Source organism: Pseudomonas entomophila L48 (assembly GCF_000026105.1).
GTDB classification, from domain to species: Bacteria; Pseudomonadota; Gammaproteobacteria; order Pseudomonadales; family Pseudomonadaceae; genus Aquipseudomonas; species Aquipseudomonas entomophila.
In genome coordinates this window covers 4,841,705-4,861,659 of record NC_008027.1, presented here as the reverse complement: position 1 = coordinate 4,861,659, position 19,955 = coordinate 4,841,705, and the positions used below count along the sequence as shown (strand labels likewise).

The following is a 19,955-nucleotide window of genomic DNA, read 5'->3' as shown; positions in this document are numbered from 1 at the left end:
CACAGCGCCCCCCAAACCCCCCACGAACATGCAGGAGGCACCAGGCCCTTGTAGGAGCGGATTCATCCGCGATTGCGGTCGTCATGGCAGCGGTTGTGGGCCTGCCGACGCCATCGCGGATGAATCCGCTCCTACAAGGATTTGATTTACTTCTTCGATTCCGCGCCTGGGTCGTAGACCCGGGTCACATCCCCGCCCAGCCTGAAGCTGTCGAACGGCTGCATGTCGTGCTTGCGTTCCAAGGTGTCACCGACGCAGTGGTACAGCGCGCACCAGGGCTCGAGCCAGGCGTACTTGCTGTCGATCTTCAGGTCGTGCAGGTCCTGCTTCACGCCGGCGTGGGCGGTGAACTGGCTTGGGTCGCGCGCCCCAGCCAGCACGCCCTCACCCAGGCGTTGCAGGGCGAAGTTGTTTTCCTTGCGCAGGTCCACGCCATTGGCCTGGGCGAAGCTGGCGATCATCGCCAGCGGCGGCAAGGCGTAGTTGTGGTAGGCCAGGGCGCGCTGGCGTCGCTTGAGCTCGTTGGGCAGGAAGCCCTGCTCGTCGACCTGGTTGGCGCCGACCTTGTATTCCTTCACCGCCCAGTCGAACAGGTCGCGGCGGTCCGTCGCGACGGCAGTGGCCATCACCGACCAGGCCGCCCAGTAGCTGTGGTTGTTGATCTTCTCCAGGGGCAGGCCGCTCCAGTCGCGCACGGTCTGCTGGGCCAGGCGGGCGAACCATTTCTCGATCTGCTCGGCCTCGGCCTGGTGCGCGGCCAGCGGCTGCGAGTTGGAGAACTTCAGGCGCAACCACGACCCGCTCATGCTGCCCAGCGCCCATTTGCGCATGGACTTGCCGGTATGGTTGTAGTCGCTGGACATCAGCGCATCGGCGCGGGCCCAGGTACCCAGCCAGGTCAGCGCGCAGTCGAGCTGCGCCGGGCGGCCGTCGCGCATGTACTGGCCGACCATCTTGCTGACGCCCTTCTCCAGGGTGGTGATGTCCTTGGTCGAGGCGCGGAAGGCCTTTTCCGAGGCGACGTTGAGCGTCGCCCGGGCCTTGTCCGAGCCCTCGTACTTGCTGCGAAAGCGTAATGAGCCGGTGTAGGGCCGGGGCGCGGCTTCGCAACGGAAGTCGCCGTCGCTGCTTTTGAGCTTCTCGATACCCTCGTAGTAACCCTGGGGCGGTACCAGCGCGGCCTGCGCCGCACCGCCGAACAGGGCGAGGGCGAGCAGGGCGGGGGCGGTCTTGCGGTTGATGATGGTCATGGTCGCCTCACTGGCCAGCGTGCGCGGTGTGCTGCGCATTGCCGGCGAAGTTGTTGCGTTTGCACAGTTTCGCTTCGACTTTCTGGGTGCCGCTTTCCGGCCCCTGGACTTCCAGGGCGAGCAGGTTCTGCCCGGCCCAGTCCTCGTCCTCGCGCATCTGGAAGACGAAGCGGCCGTCGGTGTCGGAGGTCTCGGGCTTCTCGATCTTGATGTCCTCGTGGCGGCCGTTCAGGTACCAGAGGGTGGCCTGCAGCACCTTCACCGAGGTGTCCTCGAAACGGATGTCGAACTGGTGGTTGCGGTTGACCAGGTCCTTGATCACGCCGCCCTTGCCGTTGACCATCAGCTCGTTCTTGCCGGGCTTGAGGGTGGCGCTGGCGCTCATCTGCGCGGGGCGGTCGTCGCAGCCGTCGTCGAGCAGGCCGAGGATCTGCCGCCAGATGGTTTCCTGGTCCAGGCGGTAGAGCGGGGAGAACTCCCAGATCAGGATCTTCGGTGGGTTTTTCTGGAATTCTTCGCTGCCCAGGTACTGGATCATCGAGCCTTCCAGGCCGCCGCCGGGGAAGGCGACGTTGAGCACGTCGGCGCCGATGTACTGCTCCAGGAAACCGGAGAAGTTGTAGTTCTTGCCGCTGTGGCTGGTGCCGACCAGGGTGATCTGCGCATTGCCCGAGTCGCCGAACAGGTCGTCGCCGCCACTGGCGCCTTTCGGCTCGGTGGCGAACTGGTCCATGTACTGCACCGCGTAGCTGGTGCCGCACAGCTGGCCGGCGACGTTGTGCAGGGTGCCGGTCTTGCCCATGCGCCCGGATTTCTTCGTCTCGAATTCTTTGCGTGGGATGCCTTCGAAGGCCGGCATCTTGTGCACGGTGTCGGCGACGATCTTCGCCGCGCGCTCGGCGCCGTAGGGCGTCCAGTGCTGGTCGCCGCGGAAGTAGAAGTCCTTGCCCTGGTCGGCCGCGGCCAGTTGTTCATTGGTCAGCGGCGACAGGTCGGGCACGTTGTAGCCCATTTTGGCGAAGCGCTGGAGCATGGCCTGGTAGTTGCCCAGAGCCTTCTGGTAGTCGAAGGCGGCCTTCTCTTCAGGCTTGAGCATGTTGCGGTTCACCAGGCCACGGGTCGGCTGGTACACCACCACCAGTTCGACGCCGCGCTTCTTGAACGCGTCGTGCACCTGCTGCAGGCGCTTGTAGCCGCCCGGGGTGGTGTCGAACTCGGTGCGCAGGTCTTCGCGGGTACGGAACAGCCAGTCGCCCTGGGCCTGCACCAGGGTGGTGAAGTTCTGCTGGTAGCGCGTGGTGTAGCGGCGAGCGTCATGGGCCTCGGGGCACAGCTGGCAGCACGGCGCGGCGGTGAAGGTCGGTGCCTTGGCGTCCTCGGCGCGCACGCCCTGGCTGATGGCCAGGAGGGCGGCGGACAGGCCCAGCAGTTTCATCAGGTGTGGAGTCATGGTCTGGGCTTCCTTAGTCGATCATTTCGGTCTGGCGCTCGACCGGGTCGATCAGCACGGCTTTCTGCTGGCGCACCAGCAGGTCGAGGATTTCGTCCTGGCGCTCGCCGAGCACGCCGTTGAAGCTGATGCCGTTGGCCTTGCGTGGCATCAGCATCGACACCTTGTACAGCTCCACCGACAGCGGCGAGTCGATCGATAGCGGGCCGGAGCCGTTGGCCGCCAGCTCGCCGCCGACCACGATCAGCGACACCTTGGTGTCGAACGGGTCGAGGGCGATGTCGCGGTCGGTGTCGGAGAGGTCCTTGATGTGCCCGTACACGCCCACCAGGCCGTTGGCCATGGCGACGTTCTCGTACAGGCGGATGTTCACGCTGTTGCGCACGCGGATGCCGTGGCGGCGGTTGTTGATCAGCTTGTTGCCCCAGATCAGGTTGTCGCCGCTCTCGTACAAGGTGATGCCGTCGGTGTGGTTGCGGTAGATCTCGTTGTAGGCGATCAGGTTGTTGACGCTGTTGCGGTCGATCACCACGCCCGAGAGCTTGTTGTCATAACTCTTGTTGTTGATGATCCAGCTGTCGTTGACCTCGCGCGAGACGATGATCCCGTGCTTCTTCCTGGTGCCGTATACGGTGTTGCCGGCGATGATCAGGCGGTGCGAGCGGTCGTGGGGGTCGATGCCGTAGACGATGTTGTCGCGGTACACCGAATCCTTGACCACGAAGTCCTGGGTCTCGTAGCAGTAGAAGCCGTACCACATGTCGCTGAACTCGGAGCCGATGATCCAGCCGGTGGGTTCGGCGCGGCCCATCTGCTTGGCCATGTTCGGCGTGTATTGCGAAATGCTCACGCCGTAGGACTTGGACTTCGAGTAACCGAAGCTGGCCAGCTTGCTGTTGACGATGTAGGTCTCGGTGCCGCCCCAGCTGAGCAGGAACGGGCGGAACGCGTCGGGCTTCTGGAAGGTGGCAGGCCCATTGGCCTTTTCACGCCAGCCGGTGACCTTGGTGTCGGTGACGAACAGCTTGCCGTCGTTGACGATGAACGCGCCGCCTTCCTCGGACAGGCGCAGCTCCTTGACCTTGCCGTCGACCTCCAGCACGCCCTTGTGCCCGACCACGATCGGCAGGCGGGCAAGGTAGACGCCCGGCGCGGTTTCGCGCAGGTACTGGCCGGGCACTTGCTTGCTGAGTTCGACCAGGTCGACATGCCCGTCGTCGATGAAGATCGCCTGGGGAATCCCATGCTGGCGGCGCACCCATTCGGCGCCCTTGTTGTCGCCGCCGACGAACTCCTTGAGGGTGTCTTCCTGGAGCATGCGGCGCACGCTTACCTTGCCCTTGCGGGCGCGGTCGATCTTCTGCTGCACGGCCTGGGCGGTGTAGCCGGACAGGTCGGGCAGCTTGGGTGGGTCCATCAGCAGCGGCTCGATCGGCGCGCTGGCGACGGTGTAGGTCTTGGCCTGTTGCAGCCCTTTGGCCATCTCGGGCTCGGCGGCCTGGGCGAGGCCGGCGGCCAGCAGCAGGGCGCTGGCGAGCAGGCTGTGGCGAAGGTTCGGGTGCAGGTTCATGGCTTCCTCTCCCGGCCTCAGTAGCGCCAGATCACGTCGACGAAGGCGCGGTGCATGTACGAGTCGGCCTCTTTGCCATAGGCGTCGCCCGGCTTGAACACACCGGCGCGCAGGCGCACCAGGGCCGACGGCTCGTCGACCGACTGGCTCAGCGAGGCCGGCAGCAGGCCCTGCTTGAAGTACTTGGTCACCACCACGTCCATTTCCTGGCCGAGGTCTTTCTCGCCCTGTACCAGCGGGCGATTCACGCCGCCGTCGTCGACCACCGCGTTGATGCCGCTGGAGCCGATGTTCTGCTTGCCGTCGACACGCCAGAACTTGTGGTAGATGAAGCTGGCGTCGTAGTCGTCGCGCAGCTGCCAGGAGGCGAACAGGGTGGCCGCCTGCAGGTTGCCCAGCTCACCGCGGAAGGCTTCGCCGAAGCGGTGCACGCGCGAGCGGGTGCCGGTGAAGTTGGAGCGGTTGCTCTCCAGGCCCGTCTGCTCGAAGTTGTTCGAGCCATCGCTGCCACCGCCGCCGCTGCCCCGGGCATAGGCCGCGCCAACCTGCCATTGCGGGTCCAGGCGCAGGCGGATGCCCAGGTCGGTGCCCCAGGCGTTGACGTCGCCGCTCTGCTTGCCGGTGGCGACCTGCTCGTTGCCGATGGCCTGGCTGCTCAGCGTATCGCGGTCACCGGTCAGCCAGGTGACGCTGCCCCAGTAGTTGACGGTGTGCTCGTTGCGCCAGTTGTAGGCGTCGCTGTTGGCTTCCAGGCCCAGCCAGGTGAGGTCGCCGGTGCGGGTCTTGTCGAGGGCGTCGACGGTTTCGCCGGGGTTCTTCAGGCTGCCGCCGTCGTGGCTGTGGTGGGCGCGCAGGCCGACCCAGTGGCCGGGCGTCCACTGCGTGGCGACGTTGCCGTAGACATGGGTGCGGTCCTTGTCTTCCGGGGCCAGTTCGGTGAGGTCGGTGCGGTACTCGCTGAAGCGCTGGGCCACGCCCAGGTCGGCCTTGAGCAGGGTGGTGTCGAAGGTCCAGTTCAGCGCTTCGATGTTGGTGTCGCGCCACATGCCGTCGTCGCTGCGCAGGCGCTGGCGGCCGAAGCGCAGCTGCTCGCCGGGGTAGGGCGTGAAGCCGCTGTAGCCGACCCAGAATTCGCGCATGGCCAGGTAGCTTTTGTCCGGCTTGCGGCTGTCGTCGCCGGTGTCGATGGCGGCGCCGGTGTCGGAGGCGCGCAGGGTGTCGGTCTCGATGATGTCGGTGGCCGCCACCGCCTGGCCCATGGCGTAGGCGCTCCAGTTGCCGCGCTCGCCGTACACCCAGGGCCGCAGGTCCAGGCCCAGGCCGTTGACGTCGCCGCCGGAGCGGGTGCCCAGGTCGCGGTCGTCCTCGGACTGGCCGGTGATCTTCACATCCAGGCCGAAGTTCTTCTGCGCGGTTTCCTGGGCGAGGGTCGGCATCGACCACAGCAGGGCGAAGCCCAGGCCGATGCCGGCTTTCACGAAGGGGTTGAGCGTCATAGCGAATCCTCGGCGTCTACGTCGTCGTTGTCGTCTTGGAGTGCTTCGATGGCCAGAGGGCTGCTGGCACGCTGGAGCATGCCGGCGCGGGCCTGCTTTTCCTGGGCCAGCAGGTTTTGCGCCTGGCTGCGTTGGGCGGGCGTCAGTTGCTGGTCGAGCTGTTGCAGCAGCGCGCTGGACTGCTCGGACGGGTTGGCCTGGGCCAGTTGGGCGAACACCCAGGCGTTGGCCGGCTCGGTGCGGATGCCGTGACCTTCGCTGAACAGCTGGGCCAGGGCGTAGTCGGCGCTGAGCTGGCCGCCACGGGCGGCGCTGAGCAGGTGGTCGACGGCTTTCTGCGGTTCGACGTTGCCCAGGTAGCCGCGGCGATAGAGCTGGCCGAGGTAGTAATCGGCGCTGATCTCGCCGGCGTCGGCGGCGGCCTGCAGGTGTTGCTCGGCTTTCTGCGCGTCGGCCGGCACGGTCTTGCCTTCGTAGTAGAGGCGGCCCAGCAGCAGCTCGGCGCGGGGCTGTTCAGCCTCGCGGCCTTTGTCGATGTAGGCCATCAGTTGGTCGGTGTCGCCCAGCTCGGGGAAGTCGTAGAGCAGTTGGGCCAGGCTGACCCAGGAGGCCGGGTTGGCCGGGGCGATGTGCTCCAGTAGGTCTTTGGCGGTCTTTTCGTCGGTCTGCCCCAGGCTGCGGTCGGCCAGCACGCGGGCGACGCTGTCGACCCGGGTGGCCGGCACCGTGCCACGGGCATGGGCGGCCTTGAGCTGCTCCAGCAGCACGGCCTGCTGCTCGGGTTGGGCGCGTTTCTGGTAGACGGTGGCCAGTTCGACGTAGCAGATGTCGGTGGTGGTCAGGGCCGCCTTGCAGATCTTTTCCACGTCATCCAGGTGCTGGTCGTAGGTGCCCTGGGTGCGGTAGAGCAGCACCTGGGCCAGGCCCGCCTCGGGGCTGCCGGCGGCGCGCCACTGGTCGATCTGCTGCTGGGCGTTGATGTTGGGGAAGCTCTGCGGGTATTGCAGGTAGAGCATCGCCAGCGGGATCAGGGTGTTGCCCTCGCCTTGTTGCGCCGCGCGCTTGAGCAGGGTCTCGGCTTCTTCGCGTTCGGCCTGGGTGCTGTCGGGCTTGGCCACCAGCAGGCGGCCGAGGCGGGCCTGGGCGCGGGGCGAAGTGGCGGCGGCGGCGCGGTAAGTGGCTTCGGCCTCCTTGAGTTTGGCCGGGTCACGGGTGGCGACGTTGAGATCGGCCAGGCCGACTTGCGCGTCGCTGTAGCCGAGGTCGGCCAGGGCTTTGAAGTTGCGCTCGGCGGTGGCGGTGTCGCCGCGCTTCAGGGCTTCGTTGGCCAGGCGCTGGTCGGGCAGGCCGGCGCAGCCTGCCAGGGTGATGGCGGCGGCCAGGGCACACCATGCCAACGGGCGGGTGCTGCGCACCCGATCGCGGCTGAAGGCCGCTCCTACTGGGATCGAGTCGATCAGGTCAGGCGCGGACTCTGTAGGAGCGGCCTTCAGCCGCGATTGAGGGCGCAGCCCTCGCAACACAGGCGGCACCGACCCCACGGCAGAATCACGATTGAAAGGTTTCATGATCCGCTCCTCTTACAGCCCGCGGGCCACGGCCTTGTCGATCAGCCAGTTCAGCGACGGCCCACGGTCGCTGTTGACCGCAGCCGGGCGGCCGGCGAGCTCGGCCGGCAGGCTTTCGTCGGGCTTGATCTGCACGCGGATATCGGAAGCCAGGTTGTCGGTGTCCAGGCTGCTGCTGCCGACGATCCGGCCAGTGCGCACTTCGTCTTCGCCGGCCACCTGGAAGTTGACCCGGGTACCCGGCTTCACCTCGTCGAACTGGCGATAGCTGAAGCGCGCCTCCACGGTCGGGATGGTGGTGCGCGGGATCAGCGCGAACACCGGCTGGCCCTTGCTGGCGTATTGGCCGTCGTCCACCAGCTGGCGTGACACCACGCAGTCGCAGGGGCTAGTGAGGGTGCCGGAGAGCTGCTTGCCGAACAGCTCCTCGACCTTGGCCGGTTCCAGCTGCGAGTCATCGAGATGGCCCTTGAGCAAGTCGAGCATGCTGGTGTTGAAGGTCGCCAGCGGCGCGCCCTTGGCCACTGTGGCGCCACTTTCCACCAGGCTCTGCAGGCTGCCGTCGCGGGGCATGGTGACGTTGGTGGTGGGCACCGCGACCACGCCGGCCTCGGCATGGCTGACGAAGTACAGGCCATACAGCGACTTGGCGACGAAGCCGAAAGCCACCAGGCCGACCACGAACACTCCGGCGGTGACGGTGACCGCGCGCAGGCGGCCGAACGCCGACAGGCCCGAGCCCGAGTCCTTCTGCTTGCGCGCCTTGGTGAAGTTGTCGCGCTGCAGGGTACTGAGCACATCGCCGACGCTGATCAGTTCACCAGACAAGTGGCTGGTGATGATGTGGCGCAGGGTGGCGATGTCGCGCGGCTCGAGGTTCTGGAATTCGGCGCCGGTGCGGCCGGTCTCGACGTTGCTGGTGCGCACCAGGATTTCGACATCCATCGACAGCCCGAGGTTGTCGACCACGAATTGCAGGCGGCCGCGCAACACCTCGTTCACCGGCAGGGCTTTTTTCGCATGGAAGGACAGGCCCCCGGCGGACAGGTCGTCAACCTTCACTTCGTGCGGCTCGCGGTTGCCGTCCAGGTAGCGCAGCTTGGCGGGGATGCGTACCCGGGCGTGCTGGCGCTGCGCTTCGGACTCATGCACGACATTGACGTTCACGGCGGTATTCATGGCGATATTCGTTCCTGTTATCCGATCCGGGGTGGCTCACACGACCATGAACAGCACGGCGACGAAGATGCTCGCGGCCGAGAAGGTCATGGTCCGCGAGGACCAGGTGTTGAACCATTGTTGAAAGCTGGCCAGGTCGCGCTTGAGGGCAGTGGGCTGGCGGGTCCAGGACTGCTTGTCGAGGCGGAAGAACACGTAGATCTTCATCACCGCGCCGACGATCTGGTTGTAATAGAGAATCAGCGGGTAGGCCGGGCCGACGTTGTGGCCCGAGCACAGCAGCATCACGGTGAGGATCAGGCGGGTGATGCCGATCCACAGCAGGTAAACCAGCAGGAACTGCAGGCCGAACTTGAAGCTGGCGATCACCGCCACGGTCAAGCCCAGCAGGCTGGTCCACATCGACACGCGCTGGTCGAGCAGCACGATGCTGGTGAACAGCCCCAGGCGCTTGAGGCCCAGGCCCAGGGCGCGGGAGTTCTGCCGCAGGTTGTTGCCGTACCAGCGGTACATCAGCTTGCGGCTGGCCTTGACGAAGCTCTTCTCCGGCGGGTGCTCCACCGTGTTGATGGCGGCATCGGGCACGTAGAAGGTGTCGTAGCCCAGGCGCATCAGGCTGAACCAGCTGGACTTGTCGTCGCCGGTGAGGAACTTGAAGCGGCCCAGGCGCCAGTGCATCAGCGAGTCGCTTTCGACGTCGGCGATGAACTCGGGGTTGGTCACCACGCTTGCGCGGAACATCGACATGCGCCCGGTCATGGTCAGCACGCGCTTGCTCAGGGCCATCGAGCACATGTTGATATGGCGCTGGGCGAAGCGCAGCTTGTGCCACTCGCTCATGATGTAGCCGCCGCGCACTTCGCAGAATTCGTTGGTGGTCAGGCCACCGACGTTGGGGTACAGGCGGAACCACGGCACGGTCTTGCGCACCACGCCTTCGGCCAGCACGGTGTCGCCGTCGATCACCGCCACCACGGCGTTTTCGTCCGGCAGCATCCGCGAGATGGCGCGGAAGCCATAGGCCAGGCCGTCGCGCTTGCCGGTGCCGGCGATGCGCACGATATCCAGGGTGACGTGGGCGGGCGGGTTGTACTTGGCCCACAGGCTTTTCACCAACAGCTCGTCGGACTTTTCCACCAGCGAACAGACTACGGTGGTGGGGTAGCCGCAGTCGATCGCCTCGCGGATCACCGAGCTGTATACCTGGGCGGTGGTCAGGGCCTCGATGCGAAAGCTGGTGACCATCAGGTACACGTGCGACGGGTCGGCGGCCTTGCCCAGCTTCTGCACCTTGCGGCGCAGATACGGGTAGACGATGTACAGGAACAGCATGCCGCGGATGAAATGGGTGGCGCCCATGGAGTAGCGCCAGATGCCGACGGCGCCGACCAGGAAGATGAAATGCTTCGATTGCGAGTCGAAGATGTCGCTGGGCAACGCCAGGGCGATCAGCATCAGCAGGCTCATGTAGAGCAGCCAGCCGGCGCATTGCAGCAGCAGGGTCTGAAGCCTTTGCATGTTCGGCATCCGTCGAGAATTCAGGGGGCGAGGGCGGCGCGCTGGGGAGGGACGCGCCACCCTGCCGGGTTTACCAGCAGATACCTTCGGTGCGGCTGGTGGCGCAGGTCGGCTTGCTCATGAAGCCGACCAGGTCGATCACCTGCTTGCCTTCCGGCGCCTGCTGGGCGAGGGCGCGGAACTGCTCGTCACGGTTGCCCAGCACGATGATCTCGGCGTTGCTCACCACCTGGTCGAAGTCGGCGTTGAGCAGCGAGGAGACGTGAGGGATCTTCGACTCGATGTAGTCCTTGTTGGCGCCGTGGACGCGGGCGTACTGGACGTTCTGGTCGTAGATGTTCAGCTCGTAGCCCTTGCCGATGAGGCGCTCGGCCAGTTCCACCAGCGGGCTTTCGCGCAGGTCGTCGGTGCCGGCCTTGAAACTCAGGCCCAGCAGGGCGACCTTGCGCTTGTCGTGGCTTTCGATGATGTCGAAGGCGTTCTGCACCTGGGATTCGTTGCTGCGCATCAGCGAGTCGAGCAGCGGCGCCTTCACGTCGAGGCTGGCGGCGCGGTAGGTGAGGGCGCGCACGTCCTTGGGCAGGCACGAGCCGCCGAAGGCGAAGCCCGGGCGCATGTAGTACTGGGACAGGTTCAGCGCCTTGTCCTGGCAGACCACGTCCATCACCTCGCGGCCATCGACGCCCACCGCCTTGGCGATGTTGCCGATCTCGTTGGCGAAGGTGACCTTGGTGGCGTGCCAGACGTTGCAGGTGTACTTGATCATCTCGGCCACTTCGATCGGCTTGCGGATGATCGGCGCGTCCAATTCCTGGTACAGGGCCTGCAGCACGTCGCCGCTGGCGCTGTCCAGTTCGCCGATGACGGTCATCGGTGGCTGGTCGTAGTCCTGGATCGCGGTGCTTTCACGCAGGAATTCGGGGTTGACCGCCACGCCGAAGTCGACGCCGGCTTTCTTGCCCGAGCAGTCCTCGAGGATCGGGATCACTACGTTCTTGACGGTGCCCGGCAGCACGGTGCTGCGCACGACGATAGTGTGGCGGCGGGTGCTGTCGCGCAGCACGAAGCCGATCTCGCGGCACACCGACTCGATGTATTCCAGGCCCAGGTCGCCGTTCTTCTTGCTTGGCGTGCCCACGCAGATCATCGACACATCGCTGGCGCGGATGGCTTCGGCGAAGTCGGTGGTGCCACGCAGGCGGCCGTTGGCGATGCCCTGTTGCAGCAGCGCTTCGAGGCCCGGTTCGACGATGGGCGACTTGCCCTGGTTGATCAGGTCGATCTTGGTGCTGGACACGTCAACACCGATCACGTCATGGCCCCGTGCCGACAGGCAGCCTGCACAGACCGCACCCACATAACCCAAACCAAAGATGCTGATACGCATCGTAATCACCTCGTGTGTTTATCACGCCAGCCCTTCGCGGAAGAGCCGATCGGGTTGATTGACCAATAATCACTGGGCGAACGGATTCATGGCGAATTGACACTTCACCGAACGCAGGCATGAATAAATCCGGAGCGCAGAAAGTTGTGCGCTCGAAGTTGGCAGTTAATGGCCAGTATTTAAATGACGTGCCCTGTAATGCAGCCGTCTTTATTGCGGCGCGCTATTTTCCGCGCTGCTGTGCTTGTTTTTTCAAGTGGATAAATCCTTTGAAATCAACCACTAGGACGGTCATAAAGGGTTGCGCTTGGCCTTCCTGGCGTTCGCTGTACGGCATATCCATTGCCACCTCAGAAGTCATTTTAATCGGCTGTAGTACCGATCAGATGTCATATGTAAGTCATCTCTTACGCTAGGCGCTTGAAACTCGTTACGGGTGCTATGAGCGATGAAGCGCAGTAGAAGTTCCGGGGTGAGTTCCGCCGAGATGAAAGATTTCTAAATATTTCTTCAGGGGGGAATACTTTCAAACTGATAGCACGAGACAGTTTCACCCCCGTATATAAAGGGGGAAGTCGAGGTGGGATGGTCTTAGGCCAGCATGCGAAATTTTTTTCAGAAATCGTCAAAAAACTACGAACGGTCTTATGGCGTTTTGCGATAAGTCAAGACGTGCTGGTTTTATGGCGCCCAAGTATTGGCGTTTTTGCGTTGTAGGAGCCAGCTTGCTGGCGAACCAGCCACTACCGCGTCGCAGCTGTTCGCCAGCAAGCTGGCTCCTACAAGGGAGGGGGAGAGGGGAGGGGTTTACTCGGCGTGATCGCGCAGGAACACCAGGTGGTCCGGCTTCGACTGCTCGGGGCTGTAGTAGTAGCCCTGCACGTCGAATCGCTTGAGCTGCTCGGGGTCGTTGATCCGCTCCTGGATCACGAAGCGGCTCATCATCCCCCGGGCCTTCTTGGCGTAGAAGCTGATGATCTTGTACTGGCCGTTCTTCAGGTCCTTGAAGTCGACATCGATCACCCGCGCCTTCAGGGCGCTCTTCTTCACCGCGCTGAAATACTCGTTGCTGGCCAGGTTGAGCAACACGTCGTCGCCCTGGTCGGCCAGGGCCTGGTTCAGCCACTCGCTGATGCGTGTGCCCCAGAACGCATAGAGGTCCTTGCCCCGGGCGTTGGCCAGCTTGGTGCCCATTTCCAGGCGGTAGGGCTGCATCAGGTCGAGCGGACGCAGCAGGCCATACAGGCCCGACAGCATGCGCAGGTGGTCCTGGGCGTAGGTGAAGTCGTCCTCGCCCAGGCTCTCGGCGTCGAGACCGGTGTACACGTCGCCCTTGAAGGCCAGCAGCGCCTGCTTGGCGTTGGCCGGGGTGAAGTCCGGGGTCCAGCTACCAAAGCGCGCGGCGTTGAGGCCGGCGAGCTTGTCGGACAGGTGCATCAGTTCGCTGATCTGCGCCGGCGACAGTTCACGCAGCTGCAGGATCAGTGCCTGGGAATCGTCCAGGTACTGGGGCAGGGTGTGGCGTTGGGTGACCGGCGGGGTGTCGTAGTCGAGGGTCTTGGCGGGGGAAATCACCGTCAGCATCGGGTCGGCTCCTGGAATCGTCGGGCGAATTCTACGGGGCTGGTGGCGCAACGCCAAACTATGGCGACGATAGTCACGGAACATCGGCGGGCGCCGCGCTATAGTGCGCGCCATGCATTCGTGGAGAACGTTCATCGTGCGTATCGCTTTCGCCCTGTTCGCCGGCCTGTTGAGCCTGGGCGCCCAGGCTGCCCCTGCGGATTTCGTCAGTTTCGACCGAGGCCTGTGGCCGGAGCAGTTGGACAGCCCGGTGCTGTTCGACGTGGCGTCGCGCGCCGAGATCCTGTCCTTTGCCCGGGTGCTGCACGAAAACGAAATGCTCGACGAAAACGCCCTGGCCGCGCGCCTGGGCCTGCGCCAGGTCAACCTGCCGACCGTTCGTGCTGTGCGGGCGCGCATGTGGCAGCGGTTGTGGCAGGGCTACCAGCAGGCGCAGCAGAGCTGCGAGCAGGACGCGTCGTTCTGCTATCCGGTGGAGTCCATGGCTGACTTGCGTATGCAAGCCGTCACGTTCGCAGGGGATGTCGGCACGTTCTATACCGGTTGGATCGAGCCCAGCCGCCAGTTCCATACCCGCTACCTGGACGAGCAATTGCGTAAGGCGGCATTGTCTCCACAGACCTCCAGCGAGGTGGAAAAGCTCTCCAGCCGGGAGCGCAATGGCGACGAGCTCAATGATCGGATGTTCCTGCTGACCTTCGCGGGCGGTCCCGGCCCCGAGGGCGGCAGCACAGATGTCATGACCGACTACCTGCGCCGACAGAAGCTCGACGGCATCTTCTTCGTGCTTGGCAACCGCCTGCAGCAACGTCGTGACGCAGGCCCGGTGGCTGAGTTGTACGCGGGGCAGTGCGTGGGGATCCAGGGCTGGGAATACCGTTCCCATGCCCAGTGGCAGGGCTGGCAGGACTCGCTGCGGCGCAGCCAGGCACGGGTCCAGGCCGACCTGCCGGAGCAATATGTGCCGTTGTTCCGCCCGCCCTATGGGCAGCGGCGCGGCGATGGCGAGAGGTTCATGGCCAGCCAGCAGTTGCAGGTTTCGTTGTGGGATATCGATGCGCAGGATGATGGGCCGTTGACCGCCGAGGCGTCGGCGCAGCGGGTGCTGACCTTGATGCTGCTGTGGCGCAAAGGGGTGATCCAGTTCCATGACAACCAGCCCAAGGCGCAGCCGGCGGTGGAGTGGTTGTTGCAGCACACGGCGCAGAGCGGGATCGGCTGGGAGGGTTGCCGGGAGTATGGGGGGCGGGAGTAGGGCGGGCGACGCTTTGGTGTTCCTGGGCCGAGCACCGCTTTTGCGGTGCATCGCGGATGAATCCGCTCCTACAGGCAAGAAAGGCGGCTCGCGTTGGGCAACCATGGCCTGTCGGTCATGATCACGTTTGTGTAGGAGCGGATTCATCCGCGATGCGCCGCGCGGGCGGCGCTCGATCTCAAGGGCGCTGCACCTGTTTCGGCAGGCACCTGGCGGCCACCCTAAAGAAACCGACCCCTATCCACAGCCACCTGATCCCTGAGCGTAGTCCCCTGCGCCCCCCACGCCAAGCCCTGTTCGTCAATCCGAAAAATAAACTTCACCCAAGCGTAAAAAGTCTTTTTTCGGTCATGGTTTTTGCGGTATCAAGGAGTCAGACAGCCGAACCCTGCAGCACAGGTGGCGTCATCCACGCCCCCTCGCCAGGTGAGCTCCCCGCCCGTAACGACGCGGATACGGGGAAAACGGCAGTCACTCTGCGGCGCAGCCGTTCGCGCCGTGTGGCTTTCACATAAGGTGACCGAGTATGGATGACCAAGGACGCAACCCTTCCTCCAACCAGCCAATCCTGTATGTGCTCGATACCAACGTCCTGATTCACGACCCCAACGCCCTGCTCAACTTCGAGGAGCACCACGTCGCCATACCGATGACGGTGCTGGAGGAACTCGACAAGCTCAAGACCGGCAAGCACACCATCGCCGCCGAATGTCGCCAGGCCATCCGCCTGATCGACCAGACGCTAGGTGATGCATCCCCCAGCGATGTCGAGCAGGGCGTGCCGATCCAGCGCGGCAAGAGCGGGCCCAAGGGCTTCCTGTCCATCCTCATGAGCACGCGCAACGAACCCAACCGCCTGCTCCCGGAAAACCTCGCCGACAACATCATCATCAACCAGCTCCTGGACCTGCGCGCCAAGCGCAAGGACCTGGACGTGGTGCTGGTCACCAAAGACATCAACATGCGCCTGAAGGCGCGCGCTTGTGGAATCGCCGCCGAGGACTACAGCACCGACCAGCTGGTCGACGACGTATCCTTGCTGTCGAAGGGCTACCACTCGGTCACCGGCTCGTTCTGGGACCGCGTGAGCAAGGTCGACACCCGCCAGGAGCGCGGCCGTACCTGGCACCGGGTGCAACTGATCGACAACCTGCCGGCGGTGCACATCAACGAGTTCATCATCGATGAACAAGGCTTCGTCGGTTGGATCAAGGGCATCCGCAACGACGAGCTGCTGTTGCTCGACCTGCACCAGGAACCCTTGCTGCACCAGGAAGCCTGGGGGCTCAAGCCGCGGGACATTCACCAGAGCCTGGCGCTGTTCGCCTTGCTCGACCCGGATATCCACCTGGTCAACCTGACCGGCGCCGCCGGTTCCGGCAAGACCATCCTGGCGCTGGCCGCGGCCATCGAGCAAACCATGGTCAGCAAGCGCTACCGCCGTATCATCGCCACCCGCAGCGTGCAGGGGCTGGACCAGGAGATCGGCTTCCTGCCGGGCACCGAGGCGGAGAAGATGGAACCCTGGCTGGGGGCCATCACCGACAACCTCGAAGCCTTGCACATGGATGACGAGAGCACCCACGGCAGCGTCGAGTACATCCTCGAGCGGGTACCGCTGCAGTTCAAGTCGCTGAACTACATCCGTGGCCGCAGCTTCCAGCAGAGCCTGATCCTCATCGACGAGTGCCAGAACCTCACGCCGCACCAGATCAAGACGATCATCACCCGTGCCGGCAACGGCTCGAAGGTGGTCTGCCTGGGTAACCTGGCGCAGATCGACACCCCCTACCTGTCGGCCACCAGCTCCGGGCTGACGTACCTGACCGAACGCTTCAAGGACTTCCCCCACGGCGTTCATATCACCCTGCAGGGCGTGCCACGCTCGGTGCTGGCCGAGTACGCCGAGTCCCATCTGTAAACCGCCGGTTCGCCGGCAAGCCGGCTCCTACATTGTAGGGGCCGGCGAACCGGCGGCTGCGTCGATTCACCCTCTGCTCAAAGCTGACCTGCGGGTTTACACTCTGTATTCCCTTCCCAGGAGCAGAGCAGTGCTGACCCATCTTGATTCCCAGGGGCGCGCCAACATGGTCGACGTCACTGAAAAAGCCGTGACCGCTCGCGAGGCAATCGCCGAGGCGCGCGTGCGCATGCTGCCCGACACGCTGCGCATGATCGTCGATGGCCAGCACCCCAAGGGCGACGTGTTCGCCGTGGCGCGCATCGCCGGTATCCAGGCGGCGAAAAAAACCAGCGACCTGATCCCGTTGTGCCACCCGCTGATGCTCACTGGCGTCAAGGTCGAGCTGGCCGCCGAAGGCGAGGATGTCGTGCACATCGTCGCCCGGTGCAAGCTGGCCGGGCAGACCGGTGTCGAAATGGAAGCCCTGACCGCCGCCAGCGTCACCGCACTGACGATCTACGACATGTGCAAGGCGGTGGACAAGGGTATGGTCATCGAGCAGGTGCGCCTGCTGGAGAAGACCGGCGGCAAGAGCGGCCACTACAAGGTGGAGGCGTGATGAAGGTCAAGGTCATGTATTTCGCCCGTTACCGAGAGCTGCTGGGTGTTGATGCCGAGCGTCTGGAGGGCGACTTCAGGGTGCTGGACGACGTGCGCCAGGCGCTGGTGGCCAAAGGTGGCAAGTATGACGTGCTGGCCGAGCAGAACCTGATGTGCGCGCGCAACGAAGAGCTGTGCAAGCTCGGCGAGGCGCTGGAGGACGGCGATGACGTGGCGTTCTTCCCGCCGGTGACGGGAGGCTGAGCATGAGCGTTCGGGTACAGGAGGCGGCGTTCGATCCAGGTGTAGAGGTCAACGCAATGCACGCCGCCAATGTTGGCGTGGGCGCGGTGGTCGGTTTCGTAGGCTATGTGCGGGATTTCAACGACGGGCTGGACGTGGCGGGGATGTTCCTCGAGCACTATCCGGGGATGACTGAGAAGGCGTTGCAGAAGATCGTGGTCGAGGCCGAGCAGCGCTGGCCGTTGCTGAAAGTTGAGGTACTGCACCGCATCGGTGCGCTGGAACCGGGCGAGCCGATCGTCTTCGTCGGGGTGGCCAGCGCGCATCGGCAGGCGGCGTTCGATGCCTGCAACTTCATCATGGACTACCTGAAGACCCGGGCGCCGTTCTGGAAGAAGGAAAACACCCAGGATGGGCCGCGCTGGGTCGAGGGGAAGCAGAGCGATCAGGATGCAGCAGAGCGCTGGTAACGCGGTTCGCCTGTAGGAGCGGCTTCAGCCGCGATGTGGGCACCGCGGTGCCTGGCACCCGCTTTGCGGGTGATCGCGGCTAAAGCCGCTCCTACAGGGCTGCGGATATCAATGGTGCTTGCGCGGCACGGGCTTCAACAGCTCGTCCGGTGGCATCTCGCACTTGATCTTGCGCCCCAGCAGTTCCTCGATCGCCGGCAGCTGGTACGAATCGTCCTCACCGGCAAAGCTGATCGACACGCCACTGCTTCCCGCCCGCCCGGTACGGCCGATACGGTGCACGTAGTCGTCCGGATCTTCCGGCAGGGTGAAGTTGATCACATGGCTGATGCCGTCGATGTGGATGCCGCGCCCAGCCACGTCGGTGGCCACCAGCACGCTGATACGCCCCTCGCGGAAGTTCTCCAGGGTGCGGATGCGCTTGTGCTGTGGCACGTCGCCCGACAGCTGGGCGGCGTTGATGCCATCACGCACCAGTTTTTCCTCGATGCGCCGCACCTCGTCCTTGCGGTTGGCGAACACCATCACCCGTTCCCACTTGTTCTGCGTGACCAGGTTGTACAGCAGCTTGTACTTGTCGCTGCCGGCCACGGCGTACACGTGCTGCTCGACGGTCTCGCTGGCGACGTTCTCCGGCTCGATCTCGACGATGGCCGGGTTGGTGGTCCACTGCTTGGCCAGGTTCATCACGTCGTCGGTGAAGGTGGCGGAGAACAGCAGCGTCTGGCGCTCGCTCTTCGGTGGGGTCTGGCGGATGATCTGGCGGACCTGGGGAATGAAGCCCATGTCGAGCATGCGATCGGCCTCGTCCAGCACCAGCACCTCGACCATGTCCAGGTGCACTTCGCCGCGCTGGTTGAAGTCCAGCAGACGGCCCGGGGTGGCCACGAGGATGTCGCAGTGGCGCGCTTCCAGCGATTTGAGCTGCTTGTCGAAGTCCATGCCGCCGACGAAGCTCATCACGTTCAGGCCGCTGTACTTGGTCAGCGCCATTGCGTCCTTGGCGATCTGCACCACCAGCTCCCGGGTCGGGGCGATGATCAGCGCCCGTGGCTCGCCCATGTAGCGTTCCTTGGGCGGTGGCACCTGCTGCAGCTGCGAGATGATCGAGATCAGGAACGCGGCGGTCTTGCCGGTACCGGTCTGGGCCCGGCCGATGGCGTCCTGGCCGCGTAGCGTGTGGCCGAGGACCTGGGCCTGGATCGGGGTGCAGTAGGGGAAGCCGAGGTCATGGATGGCGTGCATCACCTCGTTGGAGAGCTTGAAGTCGTGGAAGCGGGTCTTGCCTTCCTGTGGCTCGACCACGAAGTCTTCGGGCTTCCACAGGCTGGCCTGGGGCTTGGGCTTGCGCTCGCGGCGGGGCTTGTCCTTGACCGGCTGCTCGGCGCGAGGCTGGTCAGCTGGCTGGGCCTCGGCCTTCGGCTTGGGTGCAGGCTTGGGCCTGGGGCTCTTGTGCGCCGGAGCCTGGGCGACAGCTGGTTGCACGGCCGGGGCGGGTTGGGGCGCGGCGACGGGCTCGGCGGCCTGCGGCGCGGCGTCTCCCTTGGCGAATATTTTCTTGAGTGCCTTGAGCACGGTCGTCTCGTCAACTGGTTAAGGAATGTACGCCGGGCAGTGTAATGCAAGAATCGGGCGCGGCGTAGTGGAATGCTCGGTGGGCTACAGGCTCACTGCAACTGGCGGCTCAGCCAGTCGTGAATGTCATTCAGCTCCTCGACCACCACTTCGTGTTCCATTGGGTACTCGTACCAGCGGGCGGCCACGCCCCAGGTGTTGAGGTGCTCGAACGCCGTGCGCCCCATCGATGGGATCACCACCGGGTCGTGCACGCCATGCAGGCAAAGGGCCGGGGTGCGTTGCTGGCAGGCGCTCAGTTGCAGGCCGTCGGTGAAGGTCGGGGCGTAGGTCGACAGGGCGATCACCCCACCGAGGGCTTCCTGCCACTTTATATAAGCGGTGTGCAGCACCACGGCGCCGCCCTGGGAAAACCCGGCGAGGACGATGCGCGACAGGTCGATGCCCTTGGCCCGTTCGGCCTCGACCAGGGCGATGACCTGCTCGGCGGATTCATCCAGCTGCGCCTCGTCGATGGCCCGCGCCGGGGTCATGGCCTTGATGTCGTACCAGCTGGGCATTTCATAGCCGCCGTTGATTGTCACCGGGCGGGTGGGGGCCTGGGGCATTACGAAACGGGTACTGAGCAGGCGCTCCTGGAGAAACTCGGCCACCGGTAGGAAGTCGTAACGATCGGCGCCCAGGCCGTGCAACCAGATCACACAGGCATCTGCGGTCTTCTGGGGTTCGAGGATCAGCGGGTGGGTCATGGACTGCTCCGAATCTGTGCGTGCGTGCATTTTGAGTGCGTAAAAAGAAGGCAGCGCTGGTTAATGCCAGAAAAAGATGTCGCAACTCTACAACTTTTACTACTTGACGACCGCTTAATCGCTTAAGCCCACGACTGTGGTACGCGCTTTGCTATGTC

At 64.4% G+C, this 19,955-nt stretch carries 16 protein-coding genes; 5 read left to right on the top strand and 11 right to left on the bottom strand.

All coding sequences use genetic code 11. The features are described from left to right. Positions 1-146: 146 nt before the first annotated feature. The 9 genes from PSEEN_RS21060 to yaaA form a co-directional block, all read right to left on the bottom strand. Positions 147-1,250 (bottom strand): mannuronate-specific alginate lyase, encoded by a 1,104-nt coding sequence (locus PSEEN_RS21060; protein WP_011535590.1) that lies wholly within the window; start codon positions 1,248-1,250, stop codon positions 147-149. A gap of 7 nt (positions 1,251-1,257) precedes the next feature. Then, a complete protein-coding gene (locus tag PSEEN_RS21055; RefSeq protein WP_011535589.1) occupies positions 1,258-2,700 on the bottom strand; it encodes an alginate O-acetyltransferase in 1,443 nt (480 codons plus the stop codon). 13 nt (positions 2,701-2,713) lie between these two features. Next, on the bottom strand, positions 2,714-4,270 hold the full coding sequence (gene algG / locus PSEEN_RS21050) for a mannuronan 5-epimerase AlgG (protein ID WP_011535588.1): 1,557 nt from the start codon (positions 4,268-4,270) through the stop codon (positions 2,714-2,716). 17 nt (positions 4,271-4,287) lie between these two features. Beyond that, positions 4,288-5,766 carry an alginate export family protein gene (locus PSEEN_RS21045; RefSeq protein WP_011535587.1) on the bottom strand — a complete coding sequence of 493 codons (1,479 nt, stop codon included), beginning with the start codon at positions 5,764-5,766 and terminating at the stop codon, positions 4,288-4,290. Next, positions 5,763-7,334 carry an alginate biosynthesis TPR repeat lipoprotein AlgK gene (gene algK / locus PSEEN_RS21040; RefSeq protein ID WP_011535586.1) on the bottom strand — a complete coding sequence of 524 codons (1,572 nt, stop codon included), beginning with the start codon at positions 7,332-7,334 and terminating at the stop codon, positions 5,763-5,765. The genes PSEEN_RS21045 and algK overlap by 4 nt, the downstream gene beginning before the upstream one ends. A gap of 12 nt (positions 7,335-7,346) precedes the next feature. Further along, the gene (locus PSEEN_RS21035; protein ID WP_011535585.1) at positions 7,347-8,513 is read right to left on the bottom strand and encodes an alginate biosynthesis protein Alg44; all 1,167 of its coding nucleotides are present in this window, start codon (positions 8,511-8,513) and stop codon (positions 7,347-7,349) included. A 36-nt stretch (positions 8,514-8,549) separates the two neighbouring features. Further along, positions 8,550-10,031: a glycosyltransferase family 2 protein gene (locus PSEEN_RS21030; RefSeq protein WP_162042931.1), complete on the bottom strand. Its 1,482-nt coding sequence runs from the start codon at positions 10,029-10,031 to the stop codon at positions 8,550-8,552. Positions 10,032-10,101: 70 nt separating this feature from the next. Then, a complete protein-coding gene (locus PSEEN_RS21025) occupies positions 10,102-11,418 on the bottom strand; it encodes a nucleotide sugar dehydrogenase (RefSeq protein ID WP_011535583.1) in 1,317 nt (438 codons plus the stop codon). Between the two features lie 807 nt (positions 11,419-12,225). Further along, on the bottom strand, positions 12,226-13,002 hold the full coding sequence (yaaA, locus tag PSEEN_RS21020; protein ID WP_011535582.1) for a peroxide stress protein YaaA: 777 nt from the start codon (positions 13,000-13,002) through the stop codon (positions 12,226-12,228). Positions 13,003-13,138: 136 nt separating this feature from the next. On the opposite strand from yaaA, the gene PSEEN_RS21015 reads away from it, so the two are divergent. The 5 genes from PSEEN_RS21015 (at position 13,139) to moaE (ending at position 17,473) form a co-directional block, all read left to right on the top strand. After that, positions 13,139-14,257, top strand: coding sequence for a polysaccharide deacetylase family protein (locus PSEEN_RS21015; RefSeq protein WP_011535581.1), 1,119 nt, complete (start codon positions 13,139-13,141; stop codon positions 14,255-14,257). A gap of 526 nt (positions 14,258-14,783) precedes the next feature. Further along, positions 14,784-16,178, top strand: coding sequence for a PhoH family protein (locus tag PSEEN_RS21010; RefSeq protein WP_011535580.1), 1,395 nt, complete (start codon positions 14,784-14,786; stop codon positions 16,176-16,178). Positions 16,179-16,308: 130 nt separating this feature from the next. Further along, positions 16,309-16,779: a cyclic pyranopterin monophosphate synthase MoaC gene (gene moaC, locus PSEEN_RS21005; RefSeq protein ID WP_011535579.1), complete on the top strand. Its 471-nt coding sequence runs from the start codon at positions 16,309-16,311 to the stop codon at positions 16,777-16,779. Next, the gene (locus tag PSEEN_RS21000) at positions 16,779-17,024 is read left to right on the top strand and encodes a MoaD/ThiS family protein (protein WP_011535578.1); all 246 of its coding nucleotides are present in this window, start codon (positions 16,779-16,781) and stop codon (positions 17,022-17,024) included. Before moaC ends, PSEEN_RS21000 begins: the two co-directional genes overlap by 1 nt. A gap of 2 nt (positions 17,025-17,026) precedes the next feature. Further along, on the top strand, positions 17,027-17,473 hold the full coding sequence (gene moaE / locus PSEEN_RS20995) for a molybdopterin synthase catalytic subunit MoaE (RefSeq protein WP_011535577.1): 447 nt from the start codon (positions 17,027-17,029) through the stop codon (positions 17,471-17,473). 108 nt (positions 17,474-17,581) lie between these two features. Here moaE and rhlB read toward each other — a convergent pair whose 3' ends face one another. Both rhlB and PSEEN_RS20985 read right to left on the bottom strand, forming a co-directional pair. Continuing rightward, positions 17,582-19,048 carry an ATP-dependent RNA helicase RhlB gene (gene rhlB / locus PSEEN_RS20990; RefSeq protein WP_011535576.1) on the bottom strand — a complete coding sequence of 489 codons (1,467 nt, stop codon included), beginning with the start codon at positions 19,046-19,048 and terminating at the stop codon, positions 17,582-17,584. A 92-nt stretch (positions 19,049-19,140) separates the two neighbouring features. Next, entirely contained in the window at positions 19,141-19,797 is a 657-nt protein-coding gene (locus tag PSEEN_RS20985; RefSeq protein WP_011535575.1) for an alpha/beta hydrolase, read from the bottom strand. Between the last annotated feature and the right edge of the window lie 158 nt (positions 19,798-19,955).